We start from the raw sequence: 14803 nt of genomic DNA, 5'->3' as shown, positions 1-14803 counted from the left end.
TTTTCGCCGCAAATGTAAGCAACCAATTTAGCTATTAGGCTAAGTTTTAACACAAAAAAGCCACACTTTTAAAAAGCATGGCTTACACAATTTTTAAAAAGGATGAGATTATAATTTTATAACCTTACCACTACCTGCTATACTTTTAGAAATATTGGTAACCGTACCTGTATAAAACACATCACCGCTACCTACTACAGATACTTTTAAACCATTGCTTGCATTCACTTTGGCACTACCGCTACCAGCAATAGATACTTTTACATCATCTGCTACTAAGTCTTTACAAATAGCATCGCCACTACCTGAAATACTTACACCAAGTGCTTCAGTTTTACCTTTTAAAATAACATTGCCACTACCTGCTATTGAAATGCCTACTTTTTGTATGCCTTTAAAATCGAGATTAATATTGCCACTGCCAGCTACTGAAAAAGTGGTTTTATCATCGTTAGTAAAATTGCCTACACCTGTAATATTACCACTACCAGCTAGTGATATACCAGTAATTTCTGTTAATGATACGTAAATTTTAATTTTATTTTTTGACTTTAGGTTGACGTAATTCTCAGTTCTAATATTCAATTTACCGCCTTTAACTTCTGTAATAATATAGGGAATCAAATTCTCGTCGGCCTCAATAGTTACTTCTTTATCGGTACCATAACTAATAATTACATCCCAAGAACCACCTGAACCAATTGACGTAAAATTGTCAACGGTTCTTACATTTTTTGTAAGATTGCCATTGCCTTCTATTTTGCGCCATGGCTGGGCAATTGTGGTAAAACTGGTAATAGCTAGTAATGCGATAAAAACTGTTTTCATTTTTTGTTGCGTTTTTTATGATGAATGATGTTTGAACGCAGCAAATAGTAATTAGTTACAGACTTAAGAAAAAACTGTTAAAACTGATTCACCAAAAGGCACTATTTACTAATTGTAACTAAGCTGAATAGCAAAAAAGCGTACAAGTGTGCGACGCAACAGATGATAAATAGTAGCACAGAAGCTCATAAACTTAAAAGCCACTCGCTTGGAGACGAATGGCTTTTAAGCTAGAATATTTTAGAAAATGGATTATTCACTACCAGGTTTTACTAAACCTAATTTGGCCTCAAGGCTAAGTGTGGCGTGTGGTACGGCTCTTAAACGGGCTTTATCAATCAGTTTGCCAGTTACACGGCAAACGCCATATGTTTTATTTTCAATACGCATAATGGCTTTTTCAAGATGGTCGATATAGGTAATTTGACGACCTGCCATTTGGCTCAATTGCTCTCTTTCCATGCTCATACTTCCGTCTTCCATGGTCATGTAGCGCGCTTCATCATTACCACCACCTTCATCTTTTCGGGTTATTAAGCCTTGTAAATACGCTAACTCTTTCTTAGCTGTATCCATTTTTTTATTAATCAAATCACGAAATTCATTTAAATCACTATCGCTGTATTTAACTAATGGACTGCTAGATTGCGCTGGGGTATTTGCTCTTTTTTCCATGGGTGTATAAACAGGATTGTATGGAACACTTGATTTTGTTATTATTTTACCAACTTTTACCTCTTTTATTGGCTCTAATGCCTTTTTTACGGGCTTTCTAGGTGTAGCTGGCACTTCGGGTGCTTTTGATTTTGCCATTTTTTTTGCCGACGCGGCTATAGGTTTTTCCTCAACCTTAGCTACTGTTTTAGTTGTTAAAACTACTTTTTTTGTAGGCGCTTCAACTACCTTAGCTGCAGATTTAGTCGATTTTGCAACTACTTTGGTGGTTGGTTTTATTGTCGTTAGTTTCTTAGTTGCCGTTGACTTTACAACTACTTTCGCATCAATTTTTTTTACTGCTGCTTTTTTAGAAGCTACTTTTTTTGCTGGTTCAGGTTCTTTTTTTACGGCTGCTTTTTTTAAAGGCGCTTTAGAAACAGTTTTTGCTACTGATTTTGCTGCAACTTCTGCTTTTTTCGCTGGCACTAGAGCTTCTTCCTTTTTAGGCGCAGCTTTTTTTGCAGGAACTTTGACAACCACATTCGCAGTTGATTTAGCGGCAGGTTTTGCTGCTGGTTTAGATACCTTAGCAGCTTTTTTAGGAGCAGGTTTTTTAATAGCCATAGCTTTTATCCTTTTTTTGTGATGCGTATTTTTAGCATTTGGTCATTCACTTCAATTTCGATGCCATCCTGCATATCGGCTACCCAAGTGATGCTTTCTGCCAAAATTTCGCGGCAAATATAATCGTTATAGTTTATAATACTTGACTTGAATGCAGCATTGTCAAGCAGATTCACGAATATACGGTCTGTTAGTTCAAAACCATTATCTTTTCGAATATTTTGTACACGGTTTACCAACTCCCGCGCATTTCCTTCGTTTTGAAGGTCTTCAGTAATTGTAATATCTAGCGCAACCGTTAAACTACCTTTACTTGCAACACTCCAGCCTGGTATATCTTCTGCTGTAATTTCTACATCAGCACCGAGAATTTCATATTTGATATTTGATATTTCTAATTCTATTACACCTTTTTGCTCTATTTCTGCAATTTGATGCTGGCTAAAACCTGCAATTGCTGCAGCTGCTGCCTTCATATTGGCACCTAGTTTAGCACCCAAGGTTTTAAAGTTAGCCTTTATTTTTTTCTTGATAATACCTTCCGTTTCGGTGATATACGCTAACTCTTTAACATTTACTTCTGCTTTAATTAAATCCTCAATTTTCTCTAATTGCAGCTTCATTGCTGGATTTAAAACAGGAATGAGCACTTTTTGTAGCGGCTGACGTACTTTAATGTTCACTTTTTTGCGAAGCGATAACACCAACGAGCATACATCTTGGGCTAACTGCATGCGCTCTTCTAGTGCCGCATCTACTGATGCTGCATTGTAAGTTGGGTATAATACATGGTGAACACTTTTTACACTAAACCTGCCAGAAACCGCATTTAAGTTGTTAAATACCGCATCGCTAAAGAATGGCGAAATTGGTGCCATTAATCTTGTTAAGGTTTCTAAACACTCATATAAGGTTTGGTAAGCAGATATTTTATCGGCTTCATAGTCGCCTTTCCAGAAACGGCGACGGCACAAACGCACATACCAGTTACTTAAATGCTCATCTACAAATTCTTCCATTAAACGACCAGCCTGTGTAGGCTCGTAGTCGTTCATGGCATCGGTTACTTTTTTAATTAATGTATTTAAAGACGACAAAATCCAACGATCAATTTCTGGACGCTCTGCCAAAGGGATGTAGGCTTCTTTAAATGCAAAGCCATCTACATTGGCATACAATACAAAAAACTGGTACGTATTATATAATGTACCAAAAAACTTACGTTGTACTTCTTGAATACCATTAATATCGAATTTTAAATTATCCCAAGGGCTAGCATTGGTAATGAGATACCAACGTGTTGCATCGGCACCAAACTTATCAATGGTTTCGAATGGGTTTACCACATTACCCAAACGCTTACTCATTTTGTTGCCATTTTTATCTAGCACCAAACCGTTACTTACCACAGTTTTGTAAGCTCTACCATCTACTTTATCGGTAGGTAAACCAGCTTTTTCTAGCTCTTCTATGACACTTTCTTTAATTAAACTGCCTATTGCATGTAAAGTATAAAACCAACCACGTGTTTGGTCTACACCTTCGGCAATAAAGTCTGCAGGATAGTTTTGTGCAAATAATTCTTTGTTTTCAAAAGGAAAATGCTGCTGTGCATAGGGCATCGCACCGCTGTCAAACCATACATCTACCAAGTCGCTTACACGTTTCATTGGTTTGCCGCTAGGCGATGTTAATATCACTTCATCCACCTGTGGTTTGTGTAAGTCGGTTACAGTTTGCACAGGACTATCTTTATGTATTAACGATTGTAATTGCGCAATTGAACCAATGCAAACTTCTTCTTCACCATCTTCAGTTCTCCAAACAGGTAATGGCGTGCCCCAATAGCGGCTGCGGCTCAAATTCCAGTCTACCATATTTTCTAGCCAGTTACCAAAACGGCCTTCACCGGTGCTTTTTGGTTTCCAGTTAATGGTTTTGTTTAGCTCTACCATTCTATCTTTTAAAGCCGTGGTTTTTATAAACCAAGCATCTAAAGGATAATATAAAATAGGCTTATCAGTACGCCAGCAATGTGGGTAGCTGTGTTCGTATTTTTCTATTTTAAAAGCACGATTTTCTAGTTTCAACTTCACGCAGATGTCTACGTTTACATCTACATAGGCTTTCTCGTCCTTATAATTCTTTACATATCTACCACTAAACTCGCCAAGGCCATCTACAAATTTGCCTTGCTTATCTACCATAGTGAGTATACCAATATTGTTTTTCTGACCAACCTTAAAGTCATCTGCACCAAAAGCAGGCGCTGTATGTACAATACCAGTACCATCTTCTGTGGTTACAAAATCACCCACAATTACTTTAAATGGTTCTGCATTTGGCGTTATGGCTAGGATAGCTTCCAGCGAATTAGCCTCAAAAGGCATTAATTGCTCGTAACGTAAGCCTTCTAAGTCGCTACCCTTAAATGCTGCTAATATTTTCCAAGGCAATAGTTTTACGCCTTCGTTATAATTTTCAAAATCACCGTTTTCACCTTCTGGCTTAAAGTATTTACCCAATAAAGCTTTTGCTAAAATCACATTTACCGGTGTGTGTAAATAAGGATTGAAAGTTTTCACCAACACATAATCAATATTTGGTCCTACCGTCAACCCAAGATTTGAAGGAAGTGTCCAAGGTGTGGTAGTCCAAGCCATTAAGAAAGCCTCTTCCTTATTATTATCTGCATTAAGTATATCATTAATTTTCTTCAATAAATCTACTGCTTTGCCCCCTGCCATTAAAGTATCAGCGATTGAAAGAGGGAACATTACCACCGCACTCGTATCCTTTACATCTTTATAAGTACCAGGCTGGTTTAGCTCATGCGAACTTAAACCCGTACCAGCAGCAGGGCTGTATGGCTGAATGCTTACACTTTCGTATAGCAAACCCTTATCGTATAGCTTACTTAAAATCCACCAAAGACTTTCGATGTAGTTATTCTCAAACGTAATATAGGGGCTATTCAAATCCACCCAATAACCCATTTTTTTGGTAATATTATCCCACTCGTTTTTGTAACGCAATACCGCTTCACGGCATTTTTGGTTATAATCTGCTACCGATATTTTTTTACCAATATCTTCTTTGGTAATACCCAATTCTTTTTCAACACCCAATTCTACTGGTAGGCCATGCGTATCCCAACCGCCTTTACGTTTTACCTGAAAACCTTGCATGGTTTTGTAGCGGCACACTAAATCTTTTAACGTACGTGAAATAACGTGGTGAATACCTGGCATACCATTGGCACTTGGCGGCCCTTCGTAAAACACAAACGGCTCGTTGCCCTCACGTAAAGCCACACTTTGTTCAAAAGCTTGGTTTTCATCCCACTTCGCTAATATTTCTTTTTCTATTGATGGTAAATGTAACCCAGAAAATTCTTTGTACTTAACACTCATGATACGCTACTGAAAGTTAATGCCTGCAAGGTTTTAACAACAAAGCATGGCTAATTTTTTGATGGCTGCGAAGGTAAGGAAATTGGTGGGGGAAATTTTCACACAAAGAAACAAAGGATAATAAGTACATAACAAAGCGAGGTATTACGTATTATAAGGTAATAGCCAATCATTTTTAGGGCTACTTCTAAGAGAACTAATGCTTTTATCAGATTTTTTATGTTACTTCCAAGAGAAGTGACGCATTTATCGCTCTTTTTGCTCTACTTCCAAAAGAAGTAACGCATTTATCAAATTTTTTGCGCTACTTCCAAGAGAAGTAACGCATTTAATACATTTTTTGTGCTAGTTCCAGAAGAAGTAGTGCTTAAAATTTATTTTTTGCCCTACTTTATTGTAAAGTGGCCATTTGAAAGTGTTTTTTGTGTTACTTAAATATCTCGAATAGAATTAAATGATAAAATAAGCTCGCCGAATACGCAGAAATCGCAGAAACTTCTGCGTATTTGGCGATTTCTGCGAGAGCATTAATACAGCAGCAAGTATACGCTAGAATTTATATAACAAAGTGGCTACAAACTGTGTAGGCGCAATAGGATTAACACTATAATTTTCATGTACATAATAATTAAAGGTGTTAGTAAGGTTAGATACTTTGGTCATAATAGCATATTTCTTAAAAGAATAACCTGCACTAAGGTCAACTGTTGTAAAACCTGATACCTCAAAATTGCGGGCATAGGTTTGTGTTTGTCCCTTCGTATTATTAAAACCAGCAAAACGTATACCTGTAAAAAATGCGGCTGCACCTAGTTTTAAGCCCTTCACTGCGCCTTCACTAAAGGTATAAAACACACTACCATTGGCTGTACTTGCAGGATTATTTATTAATCTTTCGCCTTCAATAAAACTACCTATTGTATTTGGCGTTCTTGTATAACGCATAAAATTGTAGCTGTAGCCAGCCAATACATCTAAACCTTTTAATGCGTGTACACCCAAATCTATTTCCACACCATCACTTGTCGTTTGCCCTGTTAGTGCTTTCAAATTAGCATTATTATTTGGTGTTATACCATCTGCTGAAAATAATGCCGTTTGGGCTAAATTGTTATTCACGATTCGATATGCTGTCACATTTGCCGATAAGGCGCCACCAAAGAAATTATTTTTTACACCTATTTCATATTGGTCAATGATTGATGGCGCTAAAGCATTGCCAAAAACATCAGTGCCAGCATTAATCGCGAAAGAATTGGCATAACTTACAAAGGCCGAACTAAGATTGGTAATTTTATACACCAAACCTACTCTTGGCGAGAAGGCCTTATCTACTTTATTGGTAACGGCATATTTGCGCACACCAGTTGCAAAAGTTACCGTATCTATTGGCCTAGCATCTTGAGCAGAAAAACGAACGCCAGCCAGCAATTTCAATTTACTAGTAATACTTATTAAATCTTGTACGTAAGCACCAAAGCGAATAACAGGGGTGGTAATCATACGCAACGCATTGGCTATAGGTATATCTGTACGAGCTGTATATTTTTTGGGATCAAAGATATTGATGGTATCGTAGGTGGTTGGGTTGGTATAGCTAGTTGCCTTGGTTAAATACCTATCCGCATCTGCACCTACCAACACTGTATGCTGCATACCTGCAATGGTAAGTTTGCCATTTGCACTTACCTGTGCTATATAATATTCTTCGTGGTTTTTGGTTTTGCTTAATGGGCGTACCCAATCACCATTTGCAGCAGCCTGTATCCGTTCGGTAGCATAATAATCTCTATCGTATTGCTGGTAAGACAACGAAGTATTTAATTGCCACGTATTACTTAATTGATGTTTTAAAGTAGCAGTGGTAGATATTTGCTGTGTTTTAGCATATTGCCAAGCTGTACCAAAAAATGCTGACCTGCCTACATTAGGAATCTTCGTATTATCGTAAGTGCCAATACCAAAATCGGGTGTAAAAGCATGACTTAGATAATCTGCTTGCAGCAACAACTCTGTGCGGTTGCTTGGTTTAAACAATAAAGAGGGGTTAACAAAGTAGCGTTTAGAATTAGGAATATTGCGATAGCTACCTGCATTTTCATACACGCCATTTACCCGGTAAGCTATTTTAGAATTGATAGGCCCATACCTATCAATAGTTGGTCTGTACAAATCGAAGCTGCCAGTACGGCAAGATACATCACCACCTTGCTGAAATTTCGGCTGCTTAGTTACCATGTTTAAAATACCACCCGGCGATACATTACCATATAAAATGGCGGCACTACCTTTTAGTATTTCTACTTTTTCTAAAGAACTTGTTTCTGGCATAGTACCAGAATTAATGCGTACACCATCTTTAAACATATTGGTGCTTGAAAAACTGTAACCCCTAGCAGAAAAATTTTCTTGAGTAGCGCCACGTGTACTAGCTAAATACACCCCATTTACATTTTTTAAAACATCGCTTAAGCGTTGTACTTGTTGGTCTTGTAATACATTTTTACCTATTACCGTAATACTTTGTGGTAGGTCTAAGGGATTAATAGCTACTCGACCAATATTTACTGGTGTAGCATTTACATTTCGTCGAGATTGTACAATTACTTCAGCTAGTTTTACTGCATTTTCTACCAAGGTTATGTCTATTTGTAAGGTCTCATTTGCAGCAATTACTACAGACTTTGAAATAGTTTGTAAGCCTATTTGTGATACAGTAAATTGATAGCTACCAGCAGGAATATTTTTCAGTTCGTAAGTACCAAATTCATCTGAAATGGCAGCTAATTTTGTTGTATGTAATTGTACGTTTACGTAGGCAGCGGGTTTGCCATCAGTCGTTACAATTTTACCTTTTAAAGTACCATGTTGTGCAACAGCACTAAGTGTTAGTAGTGCTACCATTGTTGTAAGTATCAGTTTCATTTGCATTGCTTATAATTATGGTGCAAAGCAATATTGTGCAAGAAACGATATCATGCCGCATCGGGAAAAGCGAATTATATAATCAGGAAAAATGATTTTCCGCAAAACAAAAATCCCTCTGTAACCATTGCTACAGAAGGATTTCAGATTTTATCTACTTCAAAGGAATTATTTTTTGTCGTCCAAAATAATGGGTGTTTTACTACCGCCCATTACTATTACTTTACTATTTGGTGATGTTACTAAACCTTTCATTACTTGTATTTGTTCGTACTGCAATTGCTTATCGCTAAGGCCACTGCTGATAATGCGTTGATAATCGGCAATACCTTGTGCTTCTACCCTTTTACGCTCTGCTTCTTGCTTTTCTTTTTGAAGCACAAATTCCATCTTCTGTGCCTCTTGTTCAGCTTTAATTTTCTCCTCAATAGATGCTTTCACTGTAGCGGGTAAAGTAATATTACGCACCAATAACTGCTCAAGCACGAGCCCTCTTTTCTTAAAATCTTCTTCAATTGTTTTAAAAATTCTTGCCTGAAATTCATCACGCTTTACGCTATATAAATCTACTGCTGTGTAGTAAACTGCGTTGTCACGAATTTTTGTACGTGTAATTGGACGCACAATTTTGTCTTTATAATCTAAGCCTGTTTCACGAATAATGTTTGGTGCATCTTTCGCCAAAACACGGTATAACACTGTTAAATCCATGGTAACTTCAAGCCCATCAGCCGTTAAAGTTCTAATAGCATCATCGCCTGTTTTGTCACCTTCAGATTGCACAGCACTCATGGTATAATTTTGAGTTTTAATATCTATTTTGCTTACATCTACAAGCGGATTTACAATGGTTAAACCGCTTGTTAATACATCATCTTGAACCTTACCAAATATGGATTTTACACCTATTTGCCCAGCATCTATTTGTTTAATACACGATGTAGAAAATCCTAATAAAATCAAAATAATGCCTAAAATTCTTAAAGGATTTACAAATTGGATATAAGCTTGATTTTGTTTTTTTAAGGCAATGGCAACAAAGAATACAATGATGCCGATAATAATGAGTGTCATTTTTATTTTTTTAATTTTCCCACAAAGGTAATGTGGCTTTGTACCATTTTGCAACTATTACACAAACGCCATCATTATCCATGCAAAAAGGTAAAAAAATCTTGGTCGGTACCAATTAGCCATTATCTTTGCAAAAACTAACTAACGTTAGTTTTTATTGATTAATGACCTCTAACGATAAGCTTGCTTACAGTTGTTTTAGTTGAGCATAAATCTTTTTAGTTTTGGTTGCTTGCTTGACAGACCCACCTTTCCAGGCGGGTTTCTTTTTAAGTAAATGCAAAAAGAAAGCTTTGCAAAATATCTGCAAAGCCCTTTAATTCAGTAAAAAGAGTGAGTTTAATTACTACCAAAAATATTATCAACCGCACCGCCTAACATTGGAAACTTCTCTTTTACAAAGCCTACAATGGTTTGAATTGCTTGTGCTGCTTGCTCATCTGTTAAGCCAGCTTCTGATTTCAATTTTTCAATTAATTCGTTCATAATATGTATTTTATAAGATTAATTATTTCTAATTTTTGTATCGAATTACTAGGCTACTTTCAGCATACTCATATTGCTTTTACTAAACATACTATGTGCATATTCTAGCGTAATGTGAAGTTTGGTTTCGCCTTTACCTGGCAATTCGAACATGGCATCGGTTAAAATGCCTTCACAGATGCTACGCAAACCTCTTGCCCCTAATTTATACTCAAGTGCCTTTTCTACCATAAAGTCATACACTGCATCATCAAATGTTAAGGCAATGCCTTCCATATCAAACAAGCGCACATATTGTTTTATCACAGAGTTTTTGGGCTCGGTTAAAATGCTGCGTAATGTTTCAGCGTCTAGCGGATTTAGGTGTGTTACCACTGGTAAGCGACCCAATAATTCTGGTATCAAACCAAAGCTTTTTAAATCTTGAGCCGTAATGAACTGTAACAAGTTTTTACGTTGGTAATCTTGCATCTCTTTGTTCACATTAAAACCAATCGCATTGGTATTTACTCTTCGAGCAATGACTTTGTCAATACCGTCAAAAGCGCCGCCACAAATAAACAAGATGTTCTTAGTGTCTAGTTTTATCATTTTTTGATCTGGGTGTTTTCTACCGCCCTGAGGTGGTACTAGCACTTCTGTACCTTCTAGCATTTTTAACAACCCTTGCTGCACACCTTCACCACTTACATCTCTTGTGATAGATGGATTATCACCTTTTCTAGCAATTTTGTCTATTTCATCTACATATACAATACCACGTTCAGCAGCTTGTACATCATAGTTACAGTTTTGTAACAAACGTGTCAACATACTTTCTACGTCTTCACCTACATAACCTGCTTCTGTAAACACGGTTGCATCTACAATGGCAAATGGTACATTTAGTAAGCGAGCAATGGTTTTAGCAATTAAGGTTTTACCTGTACCAGTTTCACCCACCATTACGATATTACTTTTCTCTATTTCTACATCGTCTTGTAACTGCTTTTGGTTCACACGTTTAAAGTGGTTATAAACCGCCACAGTAATCACTTTTTTAGCATCATCTTGACCAATGATATACTGATCTAAAAAGCTTTTAATTTCCGCAGGCTTGCGTACATTTAGTTTCAAACTGCTTGCAGGTTGTGTTGCGCCAGTGTTAGTTGAAGGCTCACGATTTAACCCCAATTCTTGGGCAATAATATCTTCAGCATGTTCTACACAACTTTCGCATATATGGCCTTCTTGACCCGCTATTAATATTTTGACCTCATCTCTGCCACGACCACAGAAAGAACAATGCAGATGATTTTGTTTTGCCATTTATTGTTTTAATTTAATATTTACACATAGTACCTAGCATATTTGTGCTAAGTACTTAAACAAAAATACACTCTCTGTCTTGTATCAGAAAGTGTATTTCAGTATTTCAGCTATTTTAACAAGCTTAACTACAATTTATCTAACACATGATCTACTATACCATAAGCTTTTGCCTCTTCTGCATTCATCCAGTAGTCACGGTCAAAATCTTTCATAATTTGCTCTACAGTTTTACCACAATTTTCAGCTAAAATTCTTGCACCAATTTCTTTGGTCTTTCTTATTTGCTCTGCTTGAATTTCAATATCAGCCTGCGTTGCTTGAAAATAACCACCAATACTAGGCTGATGTATCATTACTTCGCCATGCGGATAAATATAGCGCTTACCCTTAGTCCCTACACTCAATAAAATTGATCCCATACTTGCTGCCAAGCCCATACAAATGGTGCTTACAGGGCTGCTAATCAACTTAATCGTATCGTACAACACCATACCGCTAGTTACAACACCACCCGGGCTATTAATATACAATTTTATTTCTTCGCCCGGCTTGTCAGCATCAAGCAATAACAGTTTAGACACTGCTTCTCTCACCGTTTTATCGTCTACAACACCCCAAAAATAGATGGCACGTTTTTCAAAAAACATTTTCTCCATCTTCTTCATCATTACAGGCCCTACTTGCTCGTTTTGCTTCTCTTCTTTTGGCTTCTCGTCTTCTTCCTCTTCCATCAAAAATGGATTCATATATTTAGACTGTATCATGTTATATAATTTTTACCCAAGTAAAGGTTTTAAAAATATTGTTGTTATCGACTATTGGTTTTCTATGTAGCTGTTGTTGCGTCGCACACTTGTACGTTCTGTTTGCTTATCAGCTTTTATCTAAGCGTACCCTTTGTAACAAAGACTTAATATCTCAAAGTAATACAAAGGAAGCTTAACGCCACTTCCTGCCTTTGCGATTTGGTGGCTATCCTTGTAAAGCCGCCGCTTTTCTAGGATTGGTAAATAACACTTCATCTACCAAGCCAAATTCTTTGGCTTCAGTGGCTGTTAACCAAAAATCACGTTCGCTATGTTTAGAAATCTCATCTACCGTTTTGCCCGTATGCGATGCGGTAATTTCATACAATTCTTGCTTAAGTTTTTTAATTTCTCTAGCCGTAATTTCTATATCACTCGCTTGGCCACCAATAGCACCACTAGGTTGGTGCATCATAATACGACTGTGTTTCAATGCGGTACGCTTGCCTTTTACACCAGCGCACAGCAATATTTGCCCCATACTTGCCGCAATACCTGTACAAATGGTACTTACATCTGGACTGATAAACTGCATGGTATCATAAACGCCTAAACCCGCATAAACGCTGCCTCCTGGACTGTTAATATACATTTGAATATCACGAGTTCTATCTACGCTTTCCATAAACAGCAACTGCGCTGTGATAATATTTGCCACATAATCGTTAATGCCTTCACCCAAAAAAATAATTCTATCCATCATCAATCGACTGAATACGTCCATTTGCGCAATGTTCAATGGGCGTTCTTCAATAATGTATGGTGTAAGATTAGTTGGGTTAAAATGTGTTTGGTAATTGTGCAATGTAGCACTGCTTATGCCCTGATCTTTCACGGCATATTTTTCAAATTCTTTTCCAAAATTCATCTGTTACTATTTATTGTTTTCAATGTCAAATGATACGTTTTCTGTCAACCTGCCACTTGCTATTATTTTGCGTTGAAGTTATGAGATTTGAGGTTTCAAATATTATGCATTTATTTTTTTACAGACAACTTGGCGTACTTTTCTCGCAGATACCGCAGAAGTCGCAGATTTTACAATTATTTCATAACATCTCTTTAAACAAAACCGCCCGTCACTAAGTTCGTAACGGGCAGTAATTTTATGGTGATTCAATATCCTAATGATGATGATGGTGTAATTTTTTAGCAAAATCTTCAGCACTGATTGCTTCTTCCTTTGCAGAAACTACAGTTTCTAAAGCTGTAAACAACTTCTCGGTACCTATACGTTGGTAGCTTTCTTCCACAAACTTTTTATCTTGCATCATGCGGTTAGCGTAATCATCTACCCATTGGTTATTCTCGCCTAGCATGTTTAATTGACCACCCATGTATTGGAACAATTGCATTTTTGCAAATTCTCTAATATCATCTGGCAATACCTCAATTTTATGGTCTTCCATTAATTTAGAGCTAATTAAAGTCCATTTTAATTGATTGGTAAACGTTGGATATTCTACCTCAGCCTCTTCCGCAGTTTTTGGTTTGTCGCCACCCACTTGTAACCAACGTTTCAAAAATGGCTCAGGAAATTCCATGCTTGTATTATCTAGCAAAGCATGATAAATCTGGTCGCTCACTTGGTTACGGCTTTGTGCATCGTAATAAGCAGCTATATCTTCTTTTACAGCGGCTCGCAATTCTTCCTCAGATGTTACTTCTTTTGAAGGGTAAGCGGCAGCATAAAACTCATCGTTAAACTCAGCTTTTTCTACAAAGCCAATTTTAGTGATGGTTAATTTAAAGTTTTTATCAGCACTTGCAGCTTCGTTTTTATCTAAGCCTAAATCTTCTAAAATAGCTGCACGTTCAGAATCGCCAAAAGCAGTAGCAAGGTGTACGTTTACTACATCATTTACTTTTAAACCAAGAATATTTTTCTTAAAATCTTCGGTAAAATATTTAACTAAAACACTATTCGCTTTATTAATAGCACCTTCAGGTACGTTACCGTCTGCATCAACTTCTGTAAACGTTACATTTAAAACTTCTTCATCACGAGATACCGTTTCTGGCTCAGTCATTTTGCCAAAACGTGTTTGTAAACGAGCCACTTCGTCGTTTATCATCTCTTCTGTGATATCAATCTTGTATTTAGTAACGTTAATTCCAGCTACGTTTACGTCAAAATTTGGTTTTAAACCAATTTCAAAAGTGAAAGCATAATCTTTTGGATTGTTACAATCTAATTCTCTAGCGTCGCTTTCTATTGGTAATGGCTGTGCAAAAATTTCTAACTTTTGTACAAATAGATAGCTATTCATCTCTTTTTCTACTGTTTTCAAAACTTCGTCTTGAAACACACTAGCGCCGTACATTTTACGAATTAGGCCAGCAGGAACCATCCCTTTTCTAAAACCAGGAATATTTGCCGTTTTGGCGTATTGTTTTAAATTTTTGTCAAATGCTGGTAAATAATCTGCCGGGGAAACTGTAACTGTTAGCTTATCGGTAAGCAAGCCCACATTGTCTCTTGTAACTGTCGCCATTTTTAAAAAAGTACCTTGTAGAGAAGGATTTTTTTAATAGTTAATAAAAAAGCCCCTTTTGATGGGGCTTTTGAAGTGCGGATGATAGGGGTCGAACCTACATGCCTCGCGGCGCTAGATCCTAAGTCTAGTGCGTCTGCCAATTTCGCCACATCCGCAATCGGGGCTGCAAATGTATGAGATT

The 14803-nt window shown here is 37.0% G+C and carries 10 protein-coding genes and 1 tRNA gene; all 11 read right to left on the bottom strand.

Going from position 1 to position 14803, the window contains the following annotated elements:
• Positions 1-108: 108 nt before the first annotated feature.
• Entirely contained in the window at positions 109-828 is a 720-nt protein-coding gene (locus ACFOW1_RS04645) for a head GIN domain-containing protein (RefSeq protein ID WP_379012551.1), read from the bottom strand.
• A gap of 252 nt (positions 829-1080) precedes the next feature.
• Positions 1081-2109, bottom strand: coding sequence for a TraR/DksA family transcriptional regulator (locus tag ACFOW1_RS04640; protein WP_379012550.1), 1029 nt, complete (start codon positions 2107-2109; stop codon positions 1081-1083).
• A gap of 5 nt (positions 2110-2114) precedes the next feature.
• Positions 2115-5522, bottom strand: coding sequence for an isoleucine--tRNA ligase (gene ileS, locus ACFOW1_RS04635; RefSeq protein ID WP_379012549.1), 3408 nt, complete (start codon positions 5520-5522; stop codon positions 2115-2117).
• A gap of 549 nt (positions 5523-6071) precedes the next feature.
• Complete coding sequence (locus ACFOW1_RS04630) at positions 6072-8447, bottom strand: TonB-dependent siderophore receptor (RefSeq protein WP_379012548.1); 2376 nt, start codon at positions 8445-8447, stop codon at positions 6072-6074.
• Between the two features lie 168 nt (positions 8448-8615).
• Positions 8616-9521: a prohibitin family protein gene (locus ACFOW1_RS04625; RefSeq protein WP_379012547.1), complete on the bottom strand. Its 906-nt coding sequence runs from the start codon at positions 9519-9521 to the stop codon at positions 8616-8618.
• 339 nt (positions 9522-9860) lie between these two features.
• Positions 9861-10007, bottom strand: a complete 147-nt coding sequence (locus tag ACFOW1_RS04620) for a hypothetical protein (RefSeq protein WP_379012546.1) — start codon at positions 10005-10007, stop codon at positions 9861-9863.
• Between the two features lie 48 nt (positions 10008-10055).
• A complete protein-coding gene (gene clpX, locus ACFOW1_RS04615; RefSeq protein ID WP_379012545.1) occupies positions 10056-11315 on the bottom strand; it encodes an ATP-dependent Clp protease ATP-binding subunit ClpX in 1260 nt (419 codons plus the stop codon).
• Between the two features lie 128 nt (positions 11316-11443).
• A complete protein-coding gene (locus tag ACFOW1_RS04610) occupies positions 11444-12082 on the bottom strand; it encodes a ClpP family protease (RefSeq protein ID WP_379012544.1) in 639 nt (212 codons plus the stop codon).
• Between the two features lie 208 nt (positions 12083-12290).
• Positions 12291-12992: a ClpP family protease gene (locus ACFOW1_RS04605; RefSeq protein WP_379012543.1), complete on the bottom strand. Its 702-nt coding sequence runs from the start codon at positions 12990-12992 to the stop codon at positions 12291-12293.
• A gap of 256 nt (positions 12993-13248) precedes the next feature.
• Complete coding sequence (gene tig / locus ACFOW1_RS04600) at positions 13249-14619, bottom strand: trigger factor (protein ID WP_379012542.1); 1371 nt, start codon at positions 14617-14619, stop codon at positions 13249-13251.
• A 76-nt stretch (positions 14620-14695) separates the two neighbouring features.
• Positions 14696-14777 (bottom strand) — tRNA-Leu (locus tag ACFOW1_RS04595).
• Positions 14778-14803 lie beyond the last annotated feature (26 nt).

The sequence above is a fragment of the Parasediminibacterium paludis genome, from assembly GCF_042651445.1.
GTDB classification, from domain to species: domain Bacteria; phylum Bacteroidota; class Bacteroidia; order Chitinophagales; family Chitinophagaceae; genus Parasediminibacterium; species Parasediminibacterium paludis.
The sequence above is the reverse complement of the archived record's forward strand: the minus strand, read 5'-3'. Positions and strand labels throughout refer to the sequence as shown.

Coding starts and splice junctions, on each gene's coding strand:
- ACFOW1_RS04630 (WP_379012548.1), bottom strand. CDS start 8,447: ATGAAACTGATACTTACAACAATGGTAGCACTACTAACACTTAGTGCT.
- ACFOW1_RS04620 (WP_379012546.1), bottom strand. CDS start 10,007: ATGAACGAATTAATTGAAAAATTGAAATCAGAAGCTGGCTTAACAGAT.
- ACFOW1_RS04605 (WP_379012543.1), bottom strand. CDS start 12,992: ATGAATTTTGGAAAAGAATTTGAAAAATATGCCGTGAAAGATCAGGGC.
- tig (WP_379012542.1), bottom strand. CDS start 14,619: ATGGCGACAGTTACAAGAGACAATGTGGGCTTGCTTACCGATAAGCTA.
- ACFOW1_RS04625 (WP_379012547.1), bottom strand. CDS start 9,521: ATGACACTCATTATTATCGGCATCATTGTATTCTTTGTTGCCATTGCC.
- ACFOW1_RS04645 (WP_379012551.1), bottom strand. CDS start 828: ATGAAAACAGTTTTTATCGCATTACTAGCTATTACCAGTTTTACCACA.
- ileS (WP_379012549.1), bottom strand. CDS start 5,522: ATGAGTGTTAAGTACAAAGAATTTTCTGGGTTACATTTACCATCAATA.
- ACFOW1_RS04640 (WP_379012550.1), bottom strand. CDS start 2,109: ATGGCTATTAAAAAACCTGCTCCTAAAAAAGCTGCTAAGGTATCTAAA.
- ACFOW1_RS04610 (WP_379012544.1), bottom strand. CDS start 12,082: ATGATACAGTCTAAATATATGAATCCATTTTTGATGGAAGAGGAAGAA.
- clpX (WP_379012545.1), bottom strand. CDS start 11,315: ATGGCAAAACAAAATCATCTGCATTGTTCTTTCTGTGGTCGTGGCAGA.